The organism is Pseudoalteromonas gelatinilytica, assembly GCF_001641615.1.
Classification (GTDB): Bacteria; Pseudomonadota; Gammaproteobacteria; order Enterobacterales; family Alteromonadaceae; genus Pseudoalteromonas; species Pseudoalteromonas gelatinilytica.
On sequence record NZ_LRRU01000019.1, the window covers coordinates 24,983 to 50,985 of the forward strand.

A 26,003-nucleotide genomic window follows, 5' to 3' on the forward strand; every position below is an offset into this window, starting at 1 on the left:
TTTACATTTATAAAGTTGCTCAGATAAATTTAGCTCGTTATAGTGGCTAAAATCGTTTATCAAGAGATGATGTTTTGACTGATATACACGCACAATTACAGAGCGAATTTATAAAACTCAATAACGCCTTTTTGGCAGACCCTTATTTAGCGATTGATAAGCGTATTAAGCTGTTAAAAACGATAAAATCCCGCCTTATAGACAATGAGCAAGCTCTAGTTGCAGCAACAAGTAAAGACTTTGGTTACCGCACTGAGTTCGATACGGTATTGGGGGATTTACTGCCAACGGTAAAATCATTAACTGACATCATCAAGCGCTTACCTAAATGGTCACGAAACGAATCACGCAGTGTGGGTATTAGTTTATGGCCTTCATCGGCACACATTCATTATCAGCCTAAAGGAGTCGTGGGTGTTATTGCGCCGTGGAATTACCCCATTCAATTAGCATTAGTACCGGCTATTAGCGCATTAGCGGCGGGTAATCGCGTGATGTTAAAACTGAGCGAATTCACCCCACATACCAATGCTGTTATTAAGCAGATAATGGAAGGTGCACTTGCTGAGCACTGCATTATTTTTGAAGGCGAAGCCGGCACCGCAGCCGCATTTTGTGATTTACCTTTGGCTCATTTACTGTTTACGGGCTCTACATCAGTAGGGCGTAAAGTGATGCAAGCAGCCAGTAAAAACCTCACCCCAGTTACCCTAGAGTTAGGTGGTAAATCACCGGTGGTGATTCTTGATGATGTAAATATCAAAGAGGCTGCAAAAACCCTGTTATTTGGCAAGTTAAACAACGCAGGGCAAATTTGTGTCGCCCCAGATTATGTGTTTGTACCTAAAAAGCTTGAGCATCAGTTAGTCTTACAACTTAGTGAGCTTTATAAAAAGCACTTTAAACAAGGTGTTGAAGGTAAGAACCTCACCTCGATTGTCTCTGATAGGCAATATCAACGCTTAATTGCGACACTAAATGATGCAAAAGACAAAGGGGCCCAAGTATTCGAGCCAATAGAAGGTCATCAAGTTGATGAACTCAAACATCGCATGGGTTTGCATATTTTAACGCAAGTAAATGATGATATGCGCCTCATGCAAGATGAGATCTTTGGCCCTTTACTGCCAATTGTGAGTTATGAATCACTGCAACAAGTTATTGACACTATCAACGCCGACTCATCACCGCTTGCCTTGTATCTTCTCGGCCATGACAAAGACAAAATCAGTAAGTTAAGTTCATCAATCAGAAGTGGTACATTGGCAATTAACGATGTACTAATGCAGGTAACAGCAGATCAGTTACCATTTGGCGGTATTGGTGAGTCAGGGATGGGGCACTATCATGGCGTTGAAGGCTTTAAAACCTTTAGCCATGCACGAAATACCCTAGTATCAGGTAAGTTTAATCCACGTACCAGCTTATTATTAAAGCAAAATAAGTTGCTGATCAAATTATTAAAATGGATGTACTTGCGCCGTTAAGCGCAAGTACTATGCGTATTTATAGACGCCCGTCAGGTGCGTATAAACCAGCCTGTATTTTTGCATAAATCGCGTCAGCTTTTTCTTTCGCTGCTTCAATTTCTGCTGGCATCATATTACGCTCATCAAGCTTACGACTATGGCTTGCATCCATGTTGCCGTTGTATTCCGCAATGGTATTCCAAATGTATGATTTCTCGAGGTTCTTAGGAACTCCTAAACCTTCGTAATACATCAATGCCATATTGAACTGAGCAAGAGTAAAGTTATTCGCTGCCGCTTTTTGGTACCAACTGAGTGCTGTGCGGTAATCTTGAATTACCCCTTCGCCATTGGCGTACATAACCCCTAAATTAAACTGAGCTGCTGGGTGATTTTTTTGTGATGCCATTTCATATAATGAAATTGCTTTTTCTTTATCAAGTTTGACACCTTTACCTTCTTGATAAAGTACACCTAATGCAAACATTGAATCAGCATGTACTTTTTTTACTGCCTTTTCGTACAACTCTGCTGCTTTACGGTAGTCGCGTTGCACACCAAAGCCACCTTCGTACATTTTAGCAAGCTCATACATTGCAGGGGCATAACCTTTGTCTGCAAGGTAATTAAATTCATGAAGGGCTTCTTCAAAACGACCTTCATTTGCCGCTAATTGGGCATCTTCAAGACTGGCATTTGCTAAAGGTGACAAGATTAACGTGCTAGCGAGCAATAGTGATTTAAAATTAGGCTTGATCATAGTCTGCCTCCAAATGTGTGTTAGGTATCAATAACAAAGCATTGAGCTATTGATAAAATGCATTGCCAAACAGCCACTGAGCAAAACATCACTTTTAGTTTAGACCCAACAGCTGCAAATGCCCAATTTATAGACAGCGGCAAGCTTTGCAATTAACAAGTAGGCTTAAGATACAGATTTTACAGAAAAATTAAAGAAATAAAAAAAGCCCGTAGCGGGCTTTTTCGTGTCATATCTACCGTCACCGATATGAGCAATGTAGCAAGTAAAGTGTAACGTTTTATGTCTATGTTTGGGTCGAGGAAACAGACGACAATCAAGAGTTACGTCTTGAACTAACTTGGCAAAACAGCATCAAAGCCTTTAACAGTATGATGTTGCTGTGAGAATAGTTTAGCGAACCAAGTTGTTGATAACGATTATTACTTAGGTTTAATCGTTCGTCAACACCTAAATGATAATTAATTTCATTTAATTGCAGTTGCTGAATTTTTGTTCTTAGTGGTAAGTTTACTTTGTTTTGAAACAGGATTTTAAAAAACTACAATGAAAAAGCTATCAAAGTATCTAATCGTATTTAGTTTATTGTTTACAGTAGCGGGGTGTTCTCCTAGCTTTACTTACAATAATTTAGGTTGGTTATCAGGATTTTGGATTGATGATTATGTCGATCTCAACAGTGACCAAGCTGACAAATTTGAGCATATTGTTAAAAGCAGCCGCGATTGGCATCGAGAAACACAACTTCCTTTATACAAACGTGATCTTGAAAGCTTAAAGACTATGTTAGATAAGCAAGTTGGCCATAACGAACTTAAAGCACACTTTGTACAAGCAAAGCAGCATTGGCAAACGCTGGTTGATAAAATCGAGCCTGAACTTATCGATTTAGCAAACGCTCTTTCTTATGAACAACGTGTTGAGTTTGTTGCAGCACTGCAAGAAAACATTAACGATGAATACCAAGAGCACGAAGAGAAAACGCCAGAGCAACATAGAAAAGAACGCTTAGAAGAAAACCTTGAAAACTACAAAGAGTGGTTCGGTACTAAGCTTTCTTCACAGCAAAAAACACTGATAGAGAACTCATCAAATACGCGAGTCAGTACATTCTTGCTATGGATGCAGTACAAGCAAAAGCGTTTAGATACATTAAAAGCGCTATTTATGCAAAAGCAAAAACCAGCAGATTTTGATAGTCAACTCGCTGTTATCATTAATGACCGTTTTGCATTTATGAGCGATGAGTTAGTTGCCGCCGATGATAAAAATCTCGATAACTACGTTAACTTACTATTGGAGCTAAAACCTACATTAACCGATAAACAGCGTCGTAACGTACGCGATGAGTTTGATGAGTTAATTGAAGAGGTCAGTGACTTAATTAATGATTAGCTGCTAGGTGCTTGCTGTGTTTGGACGCACTGTAAAACCGCTGCTTCTTAGCATCGTGTACCTCATTGCATATTTTATTATTTGAAAATAAAAGTTAAAAAGTATTAGTTTTTCTGGCGTTTATGTAAACGTTTGCATTTTTAAACGAGTTTACTTAATAACTTGTTCCTAAATTTATTGTTTCGCGTTAAAATTAAGCAACGACAACAATAACGAGAAACTGGATGGATATTGGGGCGCTAAGAGGCACTCAAGCTTTACGAAATAACGTTCTTAAATGGATGGGCTTTTGTTTGGGTGTATTGGCTGGAATATTCGCCGGTTTTAATCTTTTTATTAATGACTTTTTTGTCCTTGGGGCATTAGAAGTCGTTTTTGCATCGTTTTGTTTTTATATCTTTTTTTATACCCGAAAACGCAATGGCCATCTTTGGCAGTCGCTTACCTTATGTGTGTTTTTAACGCTACTAATCACATTGGGCACGTATCTCAGTAATATTAAAAGCTTGCTGTTTATTTGGACTTGCTCATTACCGGTTTTATTTTATTTATTATTAGGTAAACAATACGGCAAAGTCTTGTCTTTGGTCGTTGCTCTGCTGCAAGGCGGGATCCTATTAACCAAATCAAGTCTTGAGCCTCTCAATAGTATTAATTTTTTACTTAATTTTTCGTTTACCTACATCAGTATTTGGGCGGTATCGCATACTTTTGAGAATAGTCGTGCAGAATATGGTAAGCGGCTCGAAAACTTAGCATTACTTGATCCTTTAACGGGGGCAGGTAACCGCTTGGCGATGACCCATTATTTTGAAGTTGAACTAAAAAACAAAAATGGCTTGTTTATTTTAATGCTAGACCTTGATTACTTTAAGAATATTAATGATCAGTATGGCCACGATGTGGGCGATCGTATTCTCATTGAAGTCACCAGTTTCTTTAGGCAACGCATTAGTAAAGGCTACGTATTTCGTATCGGCGGTGAGGAGTTTGCTATCTTCTTACCTGAGAGCGACCCGCAAAGTGCCTATGAATTTGCAGATATGCTGCGCGAGCACTTAGCAACAACCATCCACAACATTGATGAGCAAGCTATTAATTTGACCATTAGTATTGGTGTTGCTTGCTACATGCCAAATCAAACCCTGAAAAACTTTATTAAGCGTGCTGACGATGCGCTATACCAAGCAAAACAGCAAGGCCGAAATAGAGTAGTAACGGCGTATGAATTAAGCCAACAAAATAAAGCGAGTTAGCTACTCAAGCTTCGCAAGTTAGCCTTTGTACATAGTGTCAAAGTCAGGGATGTTTGCTTCCCATACAGGAATATCTTTGCCTATGTATTCACGCATAGCATCAAAGAATAAACGTGTTCTGACTGGTAAGTCTCTGTGTGGGTAAACCGCATACACCGCGCTGTAATCGAGTAATTCCATATCGGTTAAAATAGGCACGAGATCGCCACGTTTAACTTCATCGTCAAGAATAAACGCCGGTGCCAAAACATATGCATTGCCTGAGATAGCCTTCATTAACAGTACTTCGGCATCGTTCGCACGAAAAACACTTTTAATATTTTGCTCAATAATATCGCCATCGGCATTACGATAACGAATACCGCCAATGCGTTTACTTGGGCTTGAATAGCTCGCAGCAGGTAGCTCTTTTAAATCTTCAACCTGTTTTGGCATACCGTAAGTTTCGATAAACTCAGGTGAGGCCAGCAATAACATACGGTTGCGAGCAATTTTACGGGCAATAAATGATGAGTCTTTTGGTTCGCCAACACGAAACGCTAAATCATAGCCTTCTGATACTAAATCAATCAATCTGTCGTCTAAGCGAAGCTCTACTTCAACTTGTGGAAAGCGTTTTTGAAAGTCGTTAATGACCGGTTGGATATAACGCTTACCGATAATACTTGATGAGGTAATTTTTAACGTACCACGGGGTTCTTGGTGGTAATTCTCTGCAAGTCTTACGGTATCAGATAACAAATCTCTCAGTTCGGCTGCCTTTTTTACCATTTCAGCGCCAGCGGCAGTCAACGAAAAAGAACGCGTGGTACGATTGAGTAAACGCACCCCTAATTCATCTTCAAGACGGCTAATTTGTTTTGAAATGACAGAACGGTCTATATTTCTAGACTCTGCAGCTTTAGCAAATGAGCCTCGTTCAATCACTTCAAGCAACATTAATAAACGGCTGGTGGTATCCATAGCAGTTCCTTAAACTTTATTGGTGCCATTCTGGCATTAAAGAATTTAAAAATCTATCATTTTTATCCGCTAATTAGTTCCGTAACATTGTCTCCAATCTATTAACAGGAGAGTCGTGATGAACAAATCTATTCTTGCAGTGGCTGTGACCATTGCGAGCTTAACGCTTGCAGGGTGTGGCACAGAAGCCAACCAAGCAGCGCAGCAACAACATTTACAACCTATCGATGTAGCACAAGTGCTTGTAAAGCCGGTACAAAATTGGCACACCTATACAACGCGTTTAGAGGCGCCACAAGAAGTTGCGCTAATGCCACGTGTTTCGGGTGTCATCGATAAAATTAACTTTAAAGAAGGCGACAGCGTTAAAGAAGGTGATTTGCTTTTCACCCTTGATGCACGTCCTTTTGCAGCCGTAGTCGATAGCTTAAAAGCGCAAATCGAAAGTGCTAAGGCGGCACTTGAGCAAGCTAAAAGTGAAGCAAAACGTGCAGAGCGCTTAACTGAGCGTAAAGCAATTTCAACGGAGCAAGCTGAGTCTCGTAAATCAACACTAAGACAACGCGAAGCGCAATTGCTAGCGCTACAGGCTGAGCTTACTGCGGCAGAGCTTGATTTAGCATTTACCCAAGTGCGTTCACCCATTGATGGCGTTGTATCGCGTGCGAATATCACCAAAGGTAACAATGTGCTTGCTGGTCAAAGCGTGTTAACAAGCATTGTGTCAAACCAGCAAATGTATGCTTACTTTGATATTGATGAGCGTACGTGGAATCAGTCATTTGCTGATGTAACAGCGCAAAGTGAACAAGCAGTTGTGATGCAAAAAGTGGGTGAAACCAGCTTTAACTTCAATGGCAAAATCAACTTCATTGATAACCAAATCAATCAAACTACCGGTACTCTTCGAGTGCGTGCGGTGTTCGAAAACGATGAGCAACAACTGCGTGCAGGTTCATTCGCACGTATTAAGCTTGCCGCAGATAAAGTAAGCGAAAAAGTTATCGTGCCTGAGCGTGCAATTGGGACTGATTTAAAGAATCGCTTTGTACTCACTGTGGGTGAAGGCAATGTTCTTGAATATAAATTAGTGACGGTGGGTGAGCGTTACGGCAGCTTACGCGCGATTACATCGGGTCTAAATGAAAACGATGTGATTGCTGTGAATGGTCCGGCGCGTGTTGGCCCTGGTATGCCAATTTCACCAAACACAGTCACTATAAATAGCGATGGAATTGCATTCACTCTTTCAAATAATCATTCTGATTTGGTTGCAAAACAGTAGGGCAAAATGAAATTTTCACACTTTTTTATCCAGCGACCCATCTTTGCAGCGATGCTGTCGCTTATCTTTCTCATCGCAGGGGCAATCTCGTTATTTCAATTGCCAGTGAGTGAGTACCCTGAGGTCGTACCGCCGACAGTTGTTGTGACGGCAAGTTACCCGGGTGCAAACCCAACGGTAATTGCTGAAACAGTGGCGACGCCGCTTGAGCAAGAAATCAATGGTACTGAAAACATGTTGTATATGTTTTCGCAAGCAACCAGTGATGGCCGTATGACTTTAACAGTTACCTTTGCGTTAGGGACTGATTTAGACCGTGCGCAAGTACAAGTGCAAAACCGTGTTAACAGTGCACTACCACGCTTACCGCAAGAAGTTCAACGTTTAGGTGTTGTAGCAGAAAAATCATCACCAGATTTAACCATGGTGGTGCATTTATATTCACCAGAAAAAACGCATGATACAACTTACTTAGCGAACTATGCTGATTTGTATATCAAAGACCAAATTGCACGTCTTCCGGGTGTAGGTGATGTTCGTATGTTTGGTGGTGGTCAGTACTCAATGCGTGTTTGGCTTAACCCAGATGCACTTTCTGCACGTGACTTAACAGCGATGGATGTAGTAAATGCATTACGCGCGCAAAACCAACAGGTTGCTGCGGGTAGTTTAGGTGCGCAGCCTACGTCGAAAAGTAATCAATTTCAAATTCTAATGAATGTTAAAGGACGCTTAAGCTCAAAAGAAGAATTTGAAAATGTGATCATCAAAGTGGGTGAGCAAGGTCAGCTTACACGCCTAAGTGATGTGGCACGCCTTGAATTAGGTCAAGACACCTATGCACTAAGAGCGATGTTAGATGGTCAACCAGCCCTTGCTATGCCGGTATTCCAACGTCCGGGGTCAAATGCGATTGAGCTTTCTGATCAAGTACGTGAAACCATGAAAGTATTATCAAAAGACTTTCCGGCAGGTGTTGAATACGACATTGTTTATGACCCAACTATTTTCGTACGCGGCTCAATCGATGCAGTTATCAAAACGCTACTAGAAGCAATCGCGCTAGTGGTAATCGTTGTCGTGGTGTTCTTACAGACATGGCGTGCATCGGTAATCCCACTGATTGCAGTACCAGTGTCTTTGATTGGTACGTTTGCGGTTATGCAATGGTTAGGTGTATCGATTAATACCCTATCGTTATTCGGTTTGGTACTTGCCATTGGTATTGTTGTTGATGATGCCATCGTGGTGGTTGAAAACGTTGAGCGTAATATCGAGCAAGGTTTATCACCACTTGAAGCAACCCGAGTTGCGATGACCGAAGTAACAGGGCCGATTATCGCCATTGCACTAGTACTGTGTGCGGTATTTATTCCTACGGCTTTTATTACGGGTTTATCTGGTCAATTTTATAAGCAATTTGCATTAACCATTACTATTTCAACGGTTATCTCAGCGTTTAACTCGTTAACACTATCGCCTGCGTTATCAGCGTTACTATTAAAAGGTCATGATGCAAAACCAGACCGTTTAACTAAGTTATTAAACCGTGTATTCGGTAATTGGCTGTTTAAACCTTTTAACCGCTTGTTTGATAAAGGCGCTAATGGCTACGAAAAGCTGGTACAAAAACTAATTCGTATGAGTGTCATTGTCTTAGTTGCTTATGTTGCACTTGTCGGTGGCACAGTTAAATTGTTTGACGCAGTACCGGGTGGTTTTATTCCACAGCAAGATAAGCAATATTTAGTGGCAGTTGCACAGTTGCCTGATGCGGCAAGCTTAGACAGAACCCAAGAAGTTGTGCAAGAAATGGAAAAAATTGCATTACAAGTACCGGGTGTTGCAAACACAGTATCGTTTCCTGGTCTATCGGTAAATGGTTTCACAAATAGCCCTAACAGCGGCATTGTATTTACTCCGCTTGCCCCTTTTGAAGAGCGACAAGATCCGAGTATGTCGGCAATGGCAATTGCGGCTCAGTTAAATCAAAAGTTTGCCAGTATTGATGAAGCGTTTGTTGCGGTATTCCCGCCACCGCCAATTCAAGGTTTAGGTACAACGGGTGGCTTTAAACTACAAATTGAAGACCGTGCTAATAAAGGCTTTGAAGCACTCTTTAATAGCTTACAAGCAACCATTGCTAAAGCGCAGCAAGACCCAGCATTAATGGGCCTTTACTCAAGCTTTAGAATTCAAGTGCCACAAATGGATATCGACATTGACCGTGAGCAAGCGCTTATACAAGGTATTCCACTTGATGAAGTATTCAATGCCTTACAAGTGTACTTAGGTTCTATGTACGTGAATGACTTTAACTTGTTTGGCCGTACCTATCAGGTTAATGCGCAAGCTGATGCTGATTACCGCCAAGATCCTGAGCAAATTTTAAATCTTAAAGTACGTAACCGCATGGGTGAGATGGTGCCATTAGGCTCTGTATTAACGGTCACACCAACAACAGGCCCAGATCGTGTAATGCACTATAACGGTTATCCTACAGCTGAATTAAATGGTAGCCCAGCACCAGGGTATAGCTCTGACCAAGCGCAACATGCGATTGAAGCAATCCTTGCAGAGACATTACCAAATGGTATTGAGTTTGAGTGGACAGAAGTAACGTATCAGCAAATATTAGCGGGTAATACCATGGTGTATGTTTTCCCACTCGTTGTATTGCTTGTATTTATGGTACTTGCTGCGCAATACGAGAGCTTAAGATTACCACTGGCTATTATTTTGATTGTGCCTATGACGATTTTCTCGGCCTTGTTGGGTGTTTGGTTTGTTGGTGATGACAACAACATCTTCACGCAAATCGCATTAATCGTACTGGTTGCACTAGCAAGTAAGAACGCCATCTTGATGGTTGAGTTTGCACGAGATCAGCATAAAGGGGGGATGTCTCACCTTGAAGCTATCATCAAAGCGTGTCGCTTGCGACTTCGCCCAATTTTAATGACATCAATTGCCTTTACGGCAGGCGTTGTACCCCTTGTTCTAGCAACAGGTGCTGGTGCTGAGATGCGTCATGCCATGGGTAACGCGGTGTTCTCAGGTATGATTGGTGTAACTGTGTTCGGCTTATTGTTCACCCCGGTATTTTATATGTTAGTCACAAAAAAATCGCAGAAGGAGCAACACGATGCATAAGCCTCTTCATGCACTCTTTAAACACGGCAAACTAGTTAGTGCGATGCTGTTAGCCGGAGCACTGGCAGGCTGCGCACAAAGCGTCGATATGCAAGAGCAGCAAGTGAGCTTGACACAATTTGTTAGCGATACACAAATTGGTGAACAAAACGAAGGTGCGAGCGAAAATAACTGGTGGCGCCGTTTAGATTCAGCGCAGTTAAACAATTTAGTGACTGATGCTTTAGCAATGAATCACGACCTAAAAACCAGTCAACTTCAACTTGATGCAGCCATTGCCCGTTTAGGTGTAGCCCGTGCGGATTATTATCCGCAGGGCAGCCTAAGTGTAGGCGCAGAACGCAGCAGCTTAGATGGCGCAATTTCGCGCCAATCAAACGCAGGTGTTAATGTTAATTGGCAGCTTGATTTGTTTGGTCGTATTACCGCGCTTGTCGATGCTGCTAATGCAGGTGCACTAAACCAAGCCGAACAGTTAAGAGCATTACAGGTTGAAGTGGTTTCAGCTGTGGTGCAAGGCTATGTCAGCTATCAAGGTAATGTGCAAAAGCAAGCTATCATTGAGATGCAAATCGAGGCACTCGAGCAAAGTATTGATGTGCTCAAAGCGCGAGTAGAAGAGGGGGTTGCGAATGAGCTTGACCTTAATCGTACCCTTGCGCAGTTAAAGCAGCAACAAGCGCTTATTCCTGAGCTTAGCTACTTGCAATATCGTGACCTCGCAACCCTTGCGGTGCTAACAGGGCGACTTGCAAGCGATATAACACTGGTTGAAGAGCCTGAGTTATTAAGCCATGAATTTAGCGTGTCGTTTACTAAAGCCAGTGAAGCAATGGCACTGAGACCAGATATCACCAGTGCTTTATATCAGTTTAGTCAGGCTTATTCGCTAAGTGTTGCCGCCTCAAAAGCATTACTGCCAGATATTAGTCTGGCCGGGTTTGCAGGTGTGGTGAGCTTAACCAGCAATGGCTTAGAAGATACTGTGCAACAATGGCAAGTAACGCCAAAAGTTGAATGGTCATTACTCAGCTATCCTGCATTATTAGCTCAGCGTGATGCACAGCAATTTTTAAGTGAAGCCGCTTACAGTGACTATCAAAGTAAAGTATTAAAAGCCATTAGCGATAGTGAACTTACTTTACAAAGGCTAGTCAAACAGCAGCAACAGTTAAGTTATGCTGATCAACGTTTTAATTATGCGAATAAAGCATTTGGTCAAGCTCAAGCAATGTACCAAGAAGGACATATTCCTTACTTAGAGTTGTTAGATGCGAGACAGGATGTTTTAATAGCGCAAGAGAACGCTGTTGATTCAACAATTGCTTCATTACAGGCCAAAGTAAGTGCTTATCAAGCATTTAATGGTCGTTGGAGCTTTGAACTAAACAACCTTTAACCCAGAGTATTAAATGTCACATATTCAACAAACTACAGATCTTCCGTCAACAATGCGCGCGCTTGCACTGATTGAGCCGAATGACGCCATAGCGTTATCTGAGCTTTCTGTGCCAGTACCGAGCCCTGAAGGCAATGAGCTTTTGGTTAAAGTTGAATATGTGGGCTTAAACCATGGTGATGCCAACTTTGCAAAACAAGGTTTTTGTAAATGGCATTACCCGCATGTACTAGGCCATGATGCTGTTGGTGTGGTTGTTCAGGCAAGTAAAGGTGTATTCCCAGGTGTTGGAGCACGTGTTGTATGGCACGCCAGCCTTGGCGACCAAGGTGTGTTATCTGAATACACAACGGTACCAAACTATGCGGTTTCGGTTGTGCCGGATAACGTATCACCGGCAGATGCCGCAACCTTACCTTGTTCAGGTATGACGGCATTAATTGCCCTTGATAAGTTGCAGCTAAGCGAAGGGGATTCACTGTTTATTGATGCAGGTGCGGGTGGCGTTGGTCAATTCGCTATTCAATTTGCTAAGCAACGTGGTGCCACCGTGTTTACCACTGCCAGCAAACACAATCATAAGTTACTTAAGCAATTAGGTGCTGATGTGGTGTTTGACTACAAAGACCCAAAACTTGAAGATAAAATTCGCCGTGAATTAGGCCCGCAAGGCTTTGATGCGGTGCTTGATTGTATTGGTGGCGATACCACCATTCGTAACGTTGAGCTAATGCGCTTTTGTGGCCGTATTGCATGTTTAAATGAGTTACCTAAGTTTGAACAAGAACTTATGTTTAGACGCGCACCAAATATTGGCATTGTATCCTTAGGTGGAGCTTGGCTTGCAAATAGCTTATGTGCGCAACAAAAATTGAGCTTTATGGGTAACTTATTACTCGATAATGCAGCCCGTGGTGAGATCAAATTACCGCAAATTCATGCCGTTGATTTTACCGCTGAGGCTGTTTCAGCTGCTTTAAATAAACAACTTGCTGGTGGCTTTACCGGTAAACAAGTTGTGCAGGTAAGCGGTTAATCTTGCAAACTCACTGCCCAGTCATCTTGTTTGATGGTCAGTGCAATCTGTGCCATTTTTGTGTGCGGTTTATTGTTCGCTTTGATAAGCAAATAACCTTTAAGTTATGCCCCATGCAAAGCGATAAAGGTGAACGTTTACTAAAGGCGCATCAAATTGACGATCCACTCTCTTCAATGTTAGTGATTGATAATAACCAGTTATATAAACAAAGTGATGCTGTGTTATTTATCGCAACTCAATTAGGTTTTCCATTCTCTTTGGTTAAGCTGTTCAAGCTACTGCCAAAAGGCTTTCGCGATCGTATGTATAATTGGGTTGGCCGCCATCGTTATCGTTTTTTTGGCAAACGGACACAGTGTAAGTTAATGACCGAAAAACAGAAGCAGCATTTTTTATAAACATTTAGAGTAAAGCTTGCTATTCTCGTTATTGGGAACAAATAACAATAATAAGAATATGAACATTCTCTTTCTAATCCTAAGTTCGGTTTACATTGCTTTACTGCTCTTTATACCATCATTGCCTCAGCCTATTCTGGCGCTATTTAAAGCATTACCAATCGGCCTGTTGATTGTGGTGGTGTTAAAGTGGCGTAGTCAGTTACAAAATCGCACTTTTATTACTTTATTATTCGCTCTTAGTTTTTCATCACTAGGTGATGTGTTGCTAGCCCTTGATACAGGGCAACTCTTTATAGGTGGTTTAGCGGCTTTTTTTATAAGCCATACCTTTTATATCATTACCATGTTGCCAATTAAAAACTGGCGACTAGACGTTGTACTTCTTTATCTATTTTTGGCCATCATCATTTTTTGCTTATTTTATCCAAACCTGAATGACATGCTCATTCCGGTGATTGTCTATATGTTGGTACTTAGCATAATGGCAAGCCTTACTTGGATGACAGACAAATTTAACGGCTTTTTAGTGTTAGGTGGGGCAGTGTTTGTTATATCAGACTCTATTCTTGGCCTTAACCGCTTTTATTTAGAAATAGTGCATGCAGATATCGTAATAATGATAACGTATTACATTGCACAATTTTGTTTAGTGACAGGGTTTTTGCAGGCAACAAGTAAACATAAATAGCCGCAGTGGCTCAGTGTTGATTGCCGTGATAAAATACGCGCGTTTTAATTTTCGAGATTTTCCATGGCAAATACAGCGCACGCACTGCACATTCTTGTTAAGCACAAAGAACAAGCTGAAGACATCATCAAGCAACTTAAAAAAGGTGCGAAGTTTCAGACGTTAGCTAAAAAATATTCAACCTGTCCGTCGGGTAAAAAAGGCGGCGATTTGGGTGAATTCAGACGCGGTCAAATGGTGCCACAGTTTGACAAAGTAGCTTTCAGCGGCGAAATCTTAGAGCCACATCTAGTGAAAACTCGCTTTGGTTGGCATGTAATTAAAGTGCTTTACAGAACGTAAAGTTTAAAGCCTGCCTAAAACTAATAAGGGACGTCGTTAGCTCTTAATATATATTATTAGTGAGTTAAAGTTTGTGGTTTTGACTCACTTTGCCCAAAATCAGACCTTTATAGTTTGTAATTCAAAGGGCTATTTTAAGTCTTTAGTTTAATTAACTTGTTATATTTCTTTAAATTCAGGTTTTATTAAACCAAAACACTTTAAATCATGGAATTCTTTTTTCCAGAAACCACTTGAACGCCTAATTCCTTCCTCTTTGAAACCTAGCTTTTTTAACACTGACTCAGAAGCAGCATTTCCAATCATAATATCACCTTGGATCCGGTAGAGTTCGCCTAAAGGTTGGTCATTAGAGAATGCAAATTGGATAATCGTGTTAACAGCTTCACAAGCATAGCCAAGCCCCCAATACTTTGAGGATAACTCATAGCCAATACCTGCATTTTTCATCTTCAAGTTTATTGAGTTAAATCCACACGTACCAATTAGTTTTCCCGAACTCTTAACTCGAATAGCCCAACGAACACCTACTTTGTCAGCAAAGCGTTGATTAAAAAAATCAATTAACTCCAATGATTGTTTTTCTGAGTTAAAAACATCGATATCGTAATATCTAACAACGTTTTCATCAGTGAAAATATCAAGTAAAGCCTGTCCGTCACTTTTTGATAACTTATTAAGAATTAAACGAGATGTTTCTAGCTCTGGAAATTGCACTTAGTCTTCCTTGAAATAAAACGCCGTTTTAAGCGGCAGAATTTAGTTGACTATAATCTTGAGCGATGCGACTTCAGCCAACTGAGTTTTGTCAGCTCTTTTAATTAGTTTTGTTATATTTCAACTACACCACAGTAAAGCATGGTTATTGCCATAGATGTTACTACTAATGGTGAATATTAATATACCAACCACTTACGTATTGACCCTTTCGGTAAATTTTATAACTTTTAATTGAGTCATTAATACTGCAACAATGCAGGCTAAAAAGCTAAATGTAGATAACCCTGACCAAATGTTTGGAATGGCGAAACAAAGCATAATGAGCCAGAAGATATAGGCAAGGTAGATCACTTAACTAAATTGCTTTCACAAACTTAAAATGCAATATAACGCCCTGTTAAGGTGTGAGCAACGCAATACCGATGCTACCGCATACCACCTTAAACACTAAACGCAACGCATAGTAAAAATGCCATGCGTTGCGAATCACTCTTGAACAGTTTGTTAAATGCCGTCGCCAAAATCATTTGAAAATGAAGTCCATTGGTTAAACAAATATGGCGATCTCTCTGATAAAGGTTTATCCGAGAGGTTAGTATTGAAATAATTTACTAAAAACGACACCTGATCGTAACTATCATTGGACTTGTGGTTTATTAAAGCCAATAAAGTATTCATAACGTGTTCAAGATCAGGACGCAGTTTAGGCTCTTTATCAAGCATACTTTCAATCAATCTCAAAAATTCGGCATTGTTTTGTATGCTTTGGTCTATAAGTTTTGGCTCAGAACTAGTTGCCCAATTTCTCCAAGGTCGCGAATTTAGCCACTTTTTACTATTTCTATTGGATGGTACCGGCCAATGCTCTTTGAGTTTAATACCAACTGGATGATGTCCACCGGACATAAGCTCATAAAAAATCACACCAAGTGCAAACACATCTGCTTTAGAGGATAAAGGTGATCTACCCCATTGCTCGGGAGCCATATAAGGTCGAGTACCATCATAGACACCTGAATCTTCAGCTGCGTTAGCTAACCCAAAATCACCAATAAGAGCAATTTTATATATATCTAGATTAGGTAAACCAACAAACTGCTGGCTTACATCTCTAATAAATATATTTTCAGGTTTCAAGTCCTGATGTGCGATCAAACCATTTCTGTAACAATGAAGCAAACCTGAACATATATAAACCATAATTGATAACTTCTGAATTTCAGAAATATCTTCTAAACCGATTAGAGTACTTAAATCTCCATCCCAATATCTAAACAATGCTACAGGAGCATTTAAAACATTTTTAAAATCAAATGCCCAATGAACAAAAAAGTGTTCACTCCACTTTAACTGGTTCTTTAGCTCATTGACAAAACGTCGATTAGTTTCGGTTGCGTTCTCGTCGTTATTTAGCAGCTTTGGAATCTTTGCGCATACATATCTCGGCGTTGTGTACTCTCCCTGATCAAAGATATAAATGCTTCCACATTTACCAGAAGTAACTCTAACAATCTTGCCTAGTTCAGATAAATTACTTTCCAAAATAACCTTTTGATTACTTGGTTCTAGTTCATAGAAATTCAAACAATAACTCCTTGTTTTTATGTTGAAAAATTAGGTATTTAATGTCTGCAACACAGGCAAATTTGATAAATGAACCAGAAGCTTACACTGTAATCACACACTCGACCAAACTAAAAAGCGCGCAAAAATTTGTCCTGTGCTTGCACTTGTTATGTTTTTTGACTTTCATACTCATCCCAACTTGCAAACCCAATAGGTCGTTTGGGCTGTTCGACACTTTCACGCTTCATAGCTACCAGAAGGATACTTATTTGGGTTACATGCTGAACTAATTCTACTGGCTCACCATTCTCATTTTTGCCAATAAATGAAATCAAAGAGGGATTCCAATAGCTAATATCTTCAATATGGAATGTTATTGCTTGCCCAAAATTGACCAACCTTGCGCCTACTTCGTGCTCATCATCCAGTGATTTATGGAAATCGTTGATCCAATTAATTAGGCGATGATGAAATTCACTTGCCAAATTAGGGTTTGTTGGAATATCAATCTGCGGCATTTTAAAGGCCGGCTGTGAGATATTTGCTAGTAAGTCCTTTGGCTCCATAGTTTTACTCTCCTTTAAACATAACATTTTAATAGTGCGCAAATCGCGTATATTTCTACCAAACATCTACTCGTTTTATCATTTCTATATTTTTATCAAATTGGCCAACCTTTTGCTAGCTAACAAAATATTTTTATATTGGTAAAGTGGCCTGATGACAAATATGCGCTAATTGCTTATTTTCCTGAATATAGGGGAAAGTTGTAAATTCTGAATATAAAAAATGTATCAAAAGAAATATTCAATGTTTATTAGTTCCAAGAAGACCTTTTGAACAATTAGGCAAACTCTTTTTGGGGCAAAGGCGAGTCAGCAGATAACTCGCCTATGGACAGTTTTGAGTTAGAGTATTTATTGGTAACACCTTGCTCACCTGCACATACTGCATATATCGCTTTTGCATGAAAATGGAACGCTGCTACAAAAACAAAAACGCGCGTAGCAGTAAATGTCAGCGTGAAGCACTTTTATGAGTTTCTAGAATTGTCATATCTCAATTTACCCAGATAAGCATGTTAGCTTCAATTTCTTCCAAGATTGGTTTTAAATCTTCTTCATCTCCACTTTCTCCCTTTGCATACTCATTTTTGCTCATTGATCTTACAAAACTGTTAACTTTAAAAAAACCGCCAACTAATTCTTTTAGCTTTTCTAGCTCTTCAGGAAATTCCGAATATTTCTCAGGATGGATTAGATGGTTATGATGAAGTGTTTTAACTGGTCTATCCGTATTATGACCATGCGCAAAAGCATTCCTGTATTTCATAAGAGCTTGAAGTTGAGCATACTCCGCTACGCCTTTAACATTCCTATTTGTAAGAATAGATCCAAGCATTACAAATTTTTCTGTAGGGCTTAGCTTTTCAATGATTTCCGTCATTTCACGTCTAAAGTTATAGACGCAAACCATATTGATATTATTCTCTGCCTCTATCGCTGCCATTACGATAGTTCTTTCTACTCTTAATTTAATTTGCTCCCTAAGGTTCGCAAAAGGTGAAACAATTTCCCAGTATTCACTAGATTTAACCAGCAGTTCGTCATTATCAAGGAAATGAGGATTTAATTCATAGAACTGCTCAAGCCGCTCCTCTCTATTGTCATAAGCCACTTCCAATTGCTTAAGTTTCTCAGCTATCTCAGAAAGTCCTTCGCCTATATGCCAAATCGCAGAGCTACCTCGCCAATATGGAGATAGTATAGAGGAAGAACACATTGGTGCTTCATTCATATTTTTAGACTTTTGTTTCAACGATGAAGCCTCGATTACTCATAATAATTTTATAGTGAGCGCACCGCGCATCTTTCAGCCAATGTCACTCATATGTATTAATAAATCCATTCTTAACAAATAACGTAGTACATTGCCAACCATAATATTTTTATTGTCGCAAAAGAGATTCTTTGCATAGTTAAGGTAGGTAACTTGGTTACATTCAGCCTATAGCACACTAATCTGTAGCTGACCTGAACCTATTTTTTCTTAATCTCACTAATAAGAATCAGTTTCTTTCAAAGCTTCATCTAACCCAATTTCACCTGCATCGAGCTCACGTAGGATACTTCTGATATCTTTGCTTGATGGCAAACCTGTAACCGCTAATTTCGAATCAATATTCAACTTAATGAATAAAAAGTTTAACTCGTTGATGATATGTTCTCTCAATAGCGCTTTTGACAAATTCATCCTTATCATACGATTAATAAGATAGTACTCATTAACATATGTCAGATTCGTCTCTCTTTGCGCTCCTCCAATATCTTTAAGCGCTTTGTATGTATATTTCTTAGTTTGCTTATTAAAGCTAGTTCCATCGAAGCCTAGATCCGTGTCGAAAATTTTATCATGTTGAATGTTACGTGGCATAAGCTCCGTATATTTAGCGAGTTTACCAAGAACTTTTATGTAACTACCTTTACTGCATATTGTGTCAGGGAATGTTAAATCCCAAATATGTTTTTTTAATCTAAAAATAAATCGTTTTTGAACATGTTCTCTCTGCTTTTTAGGTACAAACTGTAATCCCCACATACCAATGACATAAAATGATTTCTGAGGAATATAATGCAATGAAAAGCCTGTGTTTTGTTTAACAATTTCATATCGTACAGAACCAAAATAAGTAAGGTTTTGAGCAATGTTATTAACGATATCGCATACAAGTTCACAAAATGAGCTTCTAGATACTCGTTCTATACTCTGAAGCATTTCCTTTACTATAGAAGCATCATTACCAATCAATTCAATATCAAAATTTTTGCCACCAATAGCTCTGCCTCCTACGGGGAGAACACCTAGGTGTAACTCTTCTCTTAAAATATGAACTTGAGCAGAACGTCGAAAATCTATATCAGAACCACTTTCAATAATACGTGACAAAAACTTAGGTTTCGCCATATCAGCTGAAGAAGAATTATTCATCAAATTCTCCTCTTTGATATTCCTCATAGCGTTCAACTTCCCTTTGAATTCTATTTCTGAGATCTCGTCTAAACTTGCCAAGGTCTTGCTTAGGCCTTTCCAATTTAGGAATCAAAATTTCAGTAACAAAAACATCGAGACCTTGATGGTTTAATCCTAAACCTTCTTTGGCAAATAAACGCACTAAAGGATCATTATGCTTGACAAGTTTTTCTGCGTGGAAATAACTGCCTTTCCTATAAATCTCTTTCTTCTCGACCCCACTTGAAACCTTTTCATATACAGAGCGTTTCCAATTAAAACGGTGTTCATTTCTATGAGGTATCTCAAATGCCGAATCGAACATATTCACCATAGCCATTAGTTGAGATAGTTTAGCTGAATCAGAAAGATGGCGTTCCCAAATATTATTAATCCAATCAGAAATATTTGTACTACTGTAGAACCTCATCAGTACAAGCGCATAGCCAGTTAACTCTAACAAATCAATAAGCGCTGCTGATGCAACTTTAGCCTTAGCTTCAGCTTCTGAAATTTTGCTAAAACTCTGCGGTAAAAGCTTCGAGAACTGATAAAAACTTGAAAGGTAATAACTTGGGTATAACTCAAAAATCCGAGATTCATCATTAGACAGTAACGCCTCAAATAATGACTCTCCTTGTGAATGTAAAAATACACCAGAGTAGTCAGGAAACTCATCAGGGCGCTCTTTATTAATAAGATTAGCTAGCAACACTGTTCTTGATTGTTCGACGCTTTTGTTTTTGTTTTCAAGAGTTTCGTTTAAAGCTTCTACATCAAAAATAGTCCAGCTGTTATCATGCTTTTGATTCTTTAGTAATGATTGCCAGTAATCTGAAAGTACGTTGATTTGGTACGATATTTTATACCAAAATTCCTTTTCTCTAACAGAGCAAGCTGATGCAAGCCAATACCTTCTGGAAAACGTTAGGTTCTTGACCCAACTAGTGTACATTTCTCCTAATTTCTTGATGATGACATTTGTATTTTGGACAAAAGCGATGGCTTCTAGTTTACATATCTCATTTTTAATATACCAGTCAGGCGTTATAAACTGACCTTCAACTTCATGTTCAAACTCCATCCGTTCTTTAAACCACTCAAGCCTTTTTATGGTGGCCTCAGAAAGCTGCTCTTTATAAACTGAGTTTTTCTTGTTCCAGTTAATTTCATCTATTAATTTAGATATAGTCACTCCATCTCTATGGCTCAAACTATTCAAAAAAGTTAAACATGCATTAATTGGCAAATATGCCACATAGTCACATAGACCAATTAATTCAGCTGTTTGGTCATCTTCATTTTTTACAACCTCATTAATATGCTCTTCACATGCACTTGTCGTTTCACTCAGTACTTCAAATGCCCAATTCATATCACCTTTGGCTGATATGGTATCTAAATACATTTCAATACAACCAATAGTTTGCATAGCGAGAGGGTAGTTTTGATTAACTAAATTCAATCTCAAACACGAAAATAATACCCCAGATAGTTCTTTCTCTAACCACCGAAAATTAGGAACCTTGATTGGCTCTAAAATATGACCTGAACGATGAGCTAGAGAGGTTTCAATATCAGAGGTTTGATACCAATCTGGGTGTTGGTGGATTAACGTAAACCACTCGCTGTTGCGAGGAATTCGATCTTTTTGGTATTCGTACCAACTTAAAAATCGTGCAATTTTTTGAGTGAAATTAATAAATACTTTACCTGATAAGTGTTTTTCAGATGCGGCTATTTCAGCTAAGGCGTGAACTGTCTCAAGCCAGTGTTGAACATTTTTATGTTCATGTTTTTGGAATGCAGGCGAATCCCAGTGGCTTGCACCCGGTAATAATCTTTTAACTGATTTAGAAATATTATTAAAAATCTCTCCTGCAAACTCTGTAGGCTCAAATAAGGATAAAGCTCTGACTCCTATTTGAAAAAAAGCAAAAACGGCAAAACCACCAAACAAAACAATTAATAGAACATTAATTGGATTTACACGATATCCGGAAACATATTGAGCCAGTAATAATATGCCCCAAAAAGTGAAAGAGACTAAATAGTTGAGATAAGCATTACCATACCTTTCATTGAGAAGTAATTGGCGTAAGCTATGAGGTACTTTGGAATATATCGCGCCACCAATAGTGGTCATGGCTGCATAATACAAACCTATGAACAAACCACTAATACTAGTCACCGTTGCGACCAATGTTGAATAATCAGAATCTTTTAAAATCACCCAGCCATTTGCAACAAACCAACTTCTAGTTGGAAGCTCAATACACTGAGTAAACGTTGCTATTAATATAGGCAACAAAAAATAAACAAATACTGCTTTGTACATTATAAATAATGCTGACAACACCTGCTTATAATTACTCAGTTTTTGCCTAAGCGAATAATATGCCCTTGAGACGTTAAAAGACTTTAATTTTAGCCACTTCCTAAGCTTCCAATAGCTTTCGTACTGAGATAGCTTCTGTTGTATTTCTATGAGCACAGCAGCTCCCTCAATTCAAGAAAGACACTGAAAACCCTATTTTCAAATAAGTTAGGAGAGGTGTCTTGGTTATCCTTTAAAGAAGGTAACGTGTTAACCATCTTGTGAACAATACTAAACAACAAGCCCTTCACTTCTCATTCTAGAAATAAACCCAGGAGCATCGCCAGTAAGGTGACTGCCATCCTCTCTTGGATGGCCATCATTCTTAGCCGCATAAATTGGCATTTGATATGATTCAGAAAAAAACTCCAAGCAAGCTCGGCCAATTCCTTTCTTTTTATATTTGTTGCTTAATTGATCCAGATACATCCACACAATGTAAAAACCTTCATCAACTTCAGATAGATCGATGTTCCCTATTCTTTGTTCATCTTCTGTGAATACAATTATCGAAGGGACATCTTCATCAATTACAATAGTGACACTTTCAGTGTCAGAGATATCGTAAGATTTCATAAGCTCGTAATCGACCATATTTACAACTTTCCTGAGATACTGCTACCAGTGTATTACCCGAACGCTCATTAAACCTGTATTTGGATTTAAGCTTTGGGTTATATTCGTATTAAAACCACTAATCTTTTTAACATGTTAGCGACGTTATTTCTATGCTTGTTTTTATTTGAATTTGTAGAACGTGGGGAATTTTTATTAAAGAGCCAAATCAAGTCTCCATATATACTTGTAGAAACTACTAAGCACCTAACATTTACTTTGGGGTTTCGATTAAGTCATCCAAAAAACGAGACGTCAGATGGGGCGTAAACGCGAGAACTTTATATACAGAAAACAATGTAAAATTTATTGCTGTATAAATATAGATAAACAGCAAGCTTTTACGTTTCGTAACTCACTTTGAGGCAGAAACGAGTTACGACTAAAGATATAACTCTATCAAAGAGCCATCCTGCTCAATCTTATTTCTATCCAAAGAAGTGCTTCTCTCCGTAAATCTTAAACAACAAAAAAGCGCCTTTGGCGCTTTTTACTTTGTATTCAATTATGTTTATTTAGCTAAGCCAAATGGGTCATCAATGCTATGAGCAGGCTCGGTAAACCAGCGCGGGCCTTCATCTGTCATATAAAAATGATCTTCTAAGCGAATACCAAACTCATCAGGTACGACAATCATAGGTTCATTGCTAAAACACATACCTGTTGCGAGTGGGGTCGGGTTACCACCCACAAGGTATGGCCATTCATGAATATCTAAACCAATACCATGACCTGTTCTGTGTGGGCAGCCTGGTGTTTGATACTCTGGTCCCATGCCATTTTCGGCTAGGTACTGCCTTGCAGCATCGTCTACTTTGCCACATGGCTCACAAATTTTTGCGGCAGCAAAAGCAGCAAGTTGGGCATTTTTCTCGTGTTGCCAAAACATGCGTTGACGTTCGGTTGCTTCACCAAATACATAAGTTCGGGTAATGTCAGAGAGGTAATCATGCACTTTACAGCCAGTATCAATCAGTACCACATCACCTTTTTTAAGGGTTTGCGGGTTTTTAACGCCATGCGGGAAAGAAGACGCAACACCAAATAATACAATACAAAAATAGTTACCCGGCGCGCCGACTTTTTGGTGCGCCTTTTTAATAAAGGCTTCAACCTCAGTGGTGGTGATACCTTCATAAAGCATACTTGCCGTTGCTTTGTGTACTTCTAAAGTCATGTCCATAGCACGTTGCATTAAGGCAAGTTCATTGGCTGATTTATGCATGCGGCAGTGAGCTGTAACGCACTGTGCGTTAACAATGTTGTAATCGCCGTTCGCTTTATTAATACCGTCGTAGATGAAAAACTGTGCGCTTTCATCAATACCAAGGGTGCCTGTTTTGCTAATGCCCATTTCTGACAGTACTTCAACACACAATTGGTAAGGGTTTTCGTGCTCTTGCCAACCACGAATTGGGCCGTCAATCACCATAAAATCATTTAAGCTGCCGATTTCAAAAAACGGCGCTATGTATTGCACATCACCTTTAGCAGGTAAAATAGCGCCAACTAAACGCTCACTTGCGTACCAACGCATTCCTGTAAAATAGGCTAGGTTAGTGCCTGCATTTAAATAAATTGCATCAATATTGTTTGCTTGCATATACGCTTGTGCTTTTGCGATACGCGCATGAAACTCGTCATTTTGAATAGGGGTTAAATCTGTTGTCATATCTGACAAAGAGTCAAGCGCCTGCTCTGGCGTTTGTGTGCCAATACCATATGTTGTCATTGTGTACTCCTTGGTTTTTTGTGCATTGTGGCTTGAGTAAACAGCTGATGCAAACTCACTGCGACTAATCGCATAATATTCGTATTTGTGGCTATAACTGTTAGCATTCGCAAAAAATAAGGAGCGACAATGCAAGTTAATTACTTAAAAAGACAAGCTGAATTTAAAGCCTTGCTAGAACAACAAGGTTACAGCGCCATGTTAGTACTTGGTCATGAAAATATTCGTTACTTAAGTGGTTTTAGCGGTAATGCTGCTTATGCATTAATTACTCAAAATGCGTGTGTGTTGATCACTGATTACCGATACCACCAACGTGCAATTGCTGAAACAACAGGGTTTGAAGTTGTTTGTCGAGACAGAGACAACGAAACTCTTGGTCATTGTATTAACAGGCACCTTAACCCAAACAGCCATGTCGCATTTGATGCAAGTTATGTCACGGTAGCCATTTGGCAAGGTGTGGCAGATGATCTTAGCGGCCATACTTTAACAGCAGTAAACGGCTTAATAGAAAAGCTCAGACGCGTTAAAGATAGCTGGGAAGTGGCGCAAATAAAGGCTGCCGCAGCCATCGCTGATGAAGCATTAGCACAAACGCTGCCTTATTTTAAACCGGGTGTAACCGAGCGTGACCTTGCCTTAGAGCTTGAATTTAGAATGCAAAAGCTTGGTTCAGAAGGAATGTCGTTTGCCACCATCATGCTGTTTGCAGAGCGCTCAGCCTTGCCGCACGGTAACCCGTCAGATCAGGTTTTAAAGCAAGGTGACTTTGTAACCCTTGATTTTGGTGCAGTTGTAAATGGCTATCGCTCTGATATGACTCGTAGTTATATTATTGGCGAAGCATCAGAAAAACAAACACGTATTTATAATACTGTTCTTGATGCGCAAAATGCGGCACTTGAAATGGTTCAACCGGGCGTTAATTGTTTAGATTTAAATGCCATGTCAAACAAGGTGATTGCTGATGCAGGTTTTGGCGAATACGCGGGCAAAGGTCTTGGCCATGGTTTAGGGCTATTTTTGCATGAAGTACCATTTATCAACACACTGACAGACTACAGCCTTGAAGTTGGTAATGTGATCACCATTGAGCCCGGCATTTATATACCAGGCTATGGTGGTGTGCGCCTAGAAGATGACATAGTTGTCACCGAATCTGGTTTTGAGGTGCTAACCCATGCGCCTAAGCCATTTATAATCTAGTGCTTAAATTAAAAGTTACTTTTTAGCATATGCTAAGCGGGCTAAACGTTCAGTTACATGGTAACTATCTAGCCCGCTCACCGCTACTGTACCAATGGCTTCAATATCGACAAAGCCATCTTCTTGCAAACACGCCTCATCTAAATAGATATCGGTTATTTCACCTATAATCAGCTCAGTGCCATTGATGGCAAGGTGGTGGTGTTCTTTCAGCTCAAGCGCATATTTAAGCTTACTTTCTTTAACAAAAGGCGCTGTAAAGTCATTTAGGTATTCAGTAGTAAGCCCTGTTGCATCAAATTCAGACTCGTCTTTATCGTAGCGTGCCGATGTTTGATGTGCTTTGTTATAAATGTCTTTGTTCACATGGTTAATCGTGTACTGTTTAGTTGCTAATAAGTTCTCTAGGGTATGGCGAGGCACTGAATGAGGCCTAATGATCATGCCGACCAAAGGGGGATGTGCGCCAAGATGAAATACTGAACTTACAATCGCTAAATTAGTTTGGCCGTTACCATCTTGTGTGCCAACTAAGTTGGCACTTTTAAATCCAGACAAACTATTAATTAAGTGGGCGCGGTAGCGGTTTTCTAAATCAGCAATGACTTGCTTTGTTAAATGCATA

At 39.6% G+C, this 26,003-nt stretch carries 22 protein-coding genes; 11 read left to right on the plus strand and 11 right to left on the minus strand.

Translation table 11 applies throughout. The annotated features are described in order from the left end of the window. The first annotated feature begins 74 nt into the window (after positions 1-74). Positions 75-1,487 carry a coniferyl aldehyde dehydrogenase gene (locus tag NH153_RS10595; protein ID WP_063703568.1) on the plus strand — a complete coding sequence of 471 codons (1,413 nt, stop codon included), beginning with the start codon at positions 75-77 and terminating at the stop codon, positions 1,485-1,487. Positions 1,488-1,506: 19 nt separating this feature from the next. Here NH153_RS10595 and NH153_RS10600 read toward each other — a convergent pair whose 3' ends face one another. Then, complete coding sequence (locus NH153_RS10600; protein ID WP_063703570.1) at positions 1,507-2,229, minus strand: tetratricopeptide repeat protein; 723 nt, start codon at positions 2,227-2,229, stop codon at positions 1,507-1,509. Between the two features lie 546 nt (positions 2,230-2,775). Between NH153_RS10600 and NH153_RS10605 the strand changes: the two genes are divergently transcribed. Next, entirely contained in the window at positions 2,776-3,624 is an 849-nt protein-coding gene (locus NH153_RS10605) for a DUF6279 family lipoprotein (protein ID WP_063703572.1), read from the plus strand. A 224-nt stretch (positions 3,625-3,848) separates the two neighbouring features. Beyond that, positions 3,849-4,880, plus strand: a complete 1,032-nt coding sequence (locus NH153_RS10610) for a GGDEF domain-containing protein (RefSeq protein WP_063703574.1) — start codon at positions 3,849-3,851, stop codon at positions 4,878-4,880. An 18-nt stretch (positions 4,881-4,898) separates the two neighbouring features. Here NH153_RS10610 and NH153_RS10615 read toward each other — a convergent pair whose 3' ends face one another. Beyond that, complete coding sequence (locus tag NH153_RS10615; protein ID WP_063703579.1) at positions 4,899-5,843, minus strand: LysR family transcriptional regulator; 945 nt, start codon at positions 5,841-5,843, stop codon at positions 4,899-4,901. 118 nt (positions 5,844-5,961) lie between these two features. Here NH153_RS10615 and NH153_RS10620 point away from each other — a divergent pair, with 118 nt between their 5' ends. The 7 genes from NH153_RS10620 (at position 5,962) to ppiC (ending at position 14,150) form a co-directional block, all read left to right on the plus strand. Further along, positions 5,962-7,128 carry an efflux RND transporter periplasmic adaptor subunit gene (locus tag NH153_RS10620; RefSeq protein ID WP_063703581.1) on the plus strand — a complete coding sequence of 389 codons (1,167 nt, stop codon included), beginning with the start codon at positions 5,962-5,964 and terminating at the stop codon, positions 7,126-7,128. Positions 7,129-7,134: 6 nt separating this feature from the next. After that, positions 7,135-10,281, plus strand: a complete 3,147-nt coding sequence (locus NH153_RS10625) for an efflux RND transporter permease subunit (RefSeq protein WP_063703583.1) — start codon at positions 7,135-7,137, stop codon at positions 10,279-10,281. Further along, positions 10,274-11,680: a TolC family protein gene (locus tag NH153_RS10630; RefSeq protein ID WP_063703586.1), complete on the plus strand. Its 1,407-nt coding sequence runs from the start codon at positions 10,274-10,276 to the stop codon at positions 11,678-11,680. Before NH153_RS10625 ends, NH153_RS10630 begins: the two co-directional genes overlap by 8 nt. A 13-nt stretch (positions 11,681-11,693) precedes the next feature. Next, the gene (locus NH153_RS10635; RefSeq protein ID WP_063703587.1) at positions 11,694-12,716 is read left to right on the plus strand and encodes a zinc-binding dehydrogenase; all 1,023 of its coding nucleotides are present in this window, start codon (positions 11,694-11,696) and stop codon (positions 12,714-12,716) included. Positions 12,717-12,742: 26 nt separating this feature from the next. Further along, positions 12,743-13,117, plus strand: coding sequence for a thiol-disulfide oxidoreductase DCC family protein (locus NH153_RS10640; RefSeq protein ID WP_276203793.1), 375 nt, complete (start codon positions 12,743-12,745; stop codon positions 13,115-13,117). Between the two features lie 58 nt (positions 13,118-13,175). Then, positions 13,176-13,808: a lysoplasmalogenase gene (locus NH153_RS10645; protein WP_063703591.1), complete on the plus strand. Its 633-nt coding sequence runs from the start codon at positions 13,176-13,178 to the stop codon at positions 13,806-13,808. A gap of 63 nt (positions 13,809-13,871) precedes the next feature. Next, positions 13,872-14,150: a peptidylprolyl isomerase PpiC gene (gene ppiC, locus NH153_RS10650; RefSeq protein WP_054552145.1), complete on the plus strand. Its 279-nt coding sequence runs from the start codon at positions 13,872-13,874 to the stop codon at positions 14,148-14,150. Between the two features lie 159 nt (positions 14,151-14,309). Here ppiC and NH153_RS10655 read toward each other — a convergent pair whose 3' ends face one another. The 8 genes from NH153_RS10655 to NH153_RS10690 form a co-directional block, all read right to left on the minus strand. Continuing rightward, positions 14,310-14,867 (minus strand): GNAT family N-acetyltransferase, encoded by a 558-nt coding sequence (locus tag NH153_RS10655; protein WP_063703594.1) that lies wholly within the window; start codon positions 14,865-14,867, stop codon positions 14,310-14,312. 507 nt (positions 14,868-15,374) lie between these two features. Continuing rightward, a complete protein-coding gene (locus NH153_RS10660; RefSeq protein WP_063703596.1) occupies positions 15,375-16,454 on the minus strand; it encodes a protein kinase domain-containing protein in 1,080 nt (359 codons plus the stop codon). Between the two features lie 149 nt (positions 16,455-16,603). Next, positions 16,604-17,002, minus strand: coding sequence for a DUF6173 family protein (locus tag NH153_RS10665; RefSeq protein ID WP_205630231.1), 399 nt, complete (start codon positions 17,000-17,002; stop codon positions 16,604-16,606). A gap of 493 nt (positions 17,003-17,495) precedes the next feature. After that, positions 17,496-18,254, minus strand: coding sequence for a hypothetical protein (locus NH153_RS10670; protein ID WP_156503624.1), 759 nt, complete (start codon positions 18,252-18,254; stop codon positions 17,496-17,498). A gap of 240 nt (positions 18,255-18,494) precedes the next feature. Continuing rightward, the gene (locus tag NH153_RS10675) at positions 18,495-19,424 is read right to left on the minus strand and encodes a hypothetical protein (RefSeq protein WP_063703601.1); all 930 of its coding nucleotides are present in this window, start codon (positions 19,422-19,424) and stop codon (positions 18,495-18,497) included. Next, positions 19,417-21,783: a hypothetical protein gene (locus NH153_RS10680; protein ID WP_156503625.1), complete on the minus strand. Its 2,367-nt coding sequence runs from the start codon at positions 21,781-21,783 to the stop codon at positions 19,417-19,419. The genes NH153_RS10675 and NH153_RS10680 overlap by 8 nt, the downstream gene beginning before the upstream one ends. 270 nt (positions 21,784-22,053) lie before the next feature. Beyond that, positions 22,054-22,416: a hypothetical protein gene (locus NH153_RS10685; protein WP_063703605.1), complete on the minus strand. Its 363-nt coding sequence runs from the start codon at positions 22,414-22,416 to the stop codon at positions 22,054-22,056. A 532-nt stretch (positions 22,417-22,948) separates the two neighbouring features. Next, positions 22,949-24,169, minus strand: a complete 1,221-nt coding sequence (locus tag NH153_RS10690) for a M24 family metallopeptidase (RefSeq protein WP_063703607.1) — start codon at positions 24,167-24,169, stop codon at positions 22,949-22,951. Between the two features lie 129 nt (positions 24,170-24,298). On the opposite strand from NH153_RS10690, the gene NH153_RS10695 reads away from it, so the two are divergent. Next, the gene (locus NH153_RS10695; protein WP_063703609.1) at positions 24,299-25,378 is read left to right on the plus strand and encodes a M24 family metallopeptidase; all 1,080 of its coding nucleotides are present in this window, start codon (positions 24,299-24,301) and stop codon (positions 25,376-25,378) included. Positions 25,379-25,393: 15 nt separating this feature from the next. On the opposite strand, the gene NH153_RS10700 is transcribed toward NH153_RS10695, so the two are convergent. Further along, positions 25,394-26,002 (minus strand): flavin reductase family protein, encoded by a 609-nt coding sequence (locus tag NH153_RS10700; protein WP_063703611.1) that lies wholly within the window; start codon positions 26,000-26,002, stop codon positions 25,394-25,396. Position 26,003 lies beyond the last annotated feature (1 nt).

Coding starts and splice junctions, on each gene's coding strand:
- NH153_RS10615 (WP_063703579.1), bottom strand. CDS start 5,843: ATGGATACCACCAGCCGTTTATTAATGTTGCTTGAAGTGATTGAACGA.
- NH153_RS10680 (WP_156503625.1), bottom strand. CDS start 21,783: ATGTACAAAGCAGTATTTGTTTATTTTTTGTTGCCTATATTAATAGCA.
- NH153_RS10665 (WP_205630231.1), bottom strand. CDS start 17,002: ATGGAGCCAAAGGACTTACTAGCAAATATCTCACAGCCGGCCTTTAAA.
- NH153_RS10675 (WP_063703601.1), bottom strand. CDS start 19,424: ATGAATAATTCTTCTTCAGCTGATATGGCGAAACCTAAGTTTTTGTCA.
- NH153_RS10605 (WP_063703572.1), top strand. CDS start 2,776: ATGAAAAAGCTATCAAAGTATCTAATCGTATTTAGTTTATTGTTTACA.
- NH153_RS10625 (WP_063703583.1), top strand. CDS start 7,135: ATGAAATTTTCACACTTTTTTATCCAGCGACCCATCTTTGCAGCGATG.
- NH153_RS10690 (WP_063703607.1), bottom strand. CDS start 24,169: ATGACAACATATGGTATTGGCACACAAACGCCAGAGCAGGCGCTTGAC.
- NH153_RS10645 (WP_063703591.1), top strand. CDS start 13,176: ATGAACATTCTCTTTCTAATCCTAAGTTCGGTTTACATTGCTTTACTG.
- NH153_RS10635 (WP_063703587.1), top strand. CDS start 11,694: ATGTCACATATTCAACAAACTACAGATCTTCCGTCAACAATGCGCGCG.
- NH153_RS10600 (WP_063703570.1), bottom strand. CDS start 2,229: ATGATCAAGCCTAATTTTAAATCACTATTGCTCGCTAGCACGTTAATC.
- NH153_RS10630 (WP_063703586.1), top strand. CDS start 10,274: ATGCATAAGCCTCTTCATGCACTCTTTAAACACGGCAAACTAGTTAGT.
- NH153_RS10695 (WP_063703609.1), top strand. CDS start 24,299: ATGCAAGTTAATTACTTAAAAAGACAAGCTGAATTTAAAGCCTTGCTA.
- NH153_RS10685 (WP_063703605.1), bottom strand. CDS start 22,416: ATGGTCGATTACGAGCTTATGAAATCTTACGATATCTCTGACACTGAA.
- NH153_RS10610 (WP_063703574.1), top strand. CDS start 3,849: ATGGATATTGGGGCGCTAAGAGGCACTCAAGCTTTACGAAATAACGTT.
- NH153_RS10620 (WP_063703581.1), top strand. CDS start 5,962: ATGAACAAATCTATTCTTGCAGTGGCTGTGACCATTGCGAGCTTAACG.
- ppiC (WP_054552145.1), top strand. CDS start 13,872: ATGGCAAATACAGCGCACGCACTGCACATTCTTGTTAAGCACAAAGAA.
- NH153_RS10700 (WP_063703611.1), bottom strand. CDS start 26,002: ATGCATTTAACAAAGCAAGTCATTGCTGATTTAGAAAACCGCTACCGC.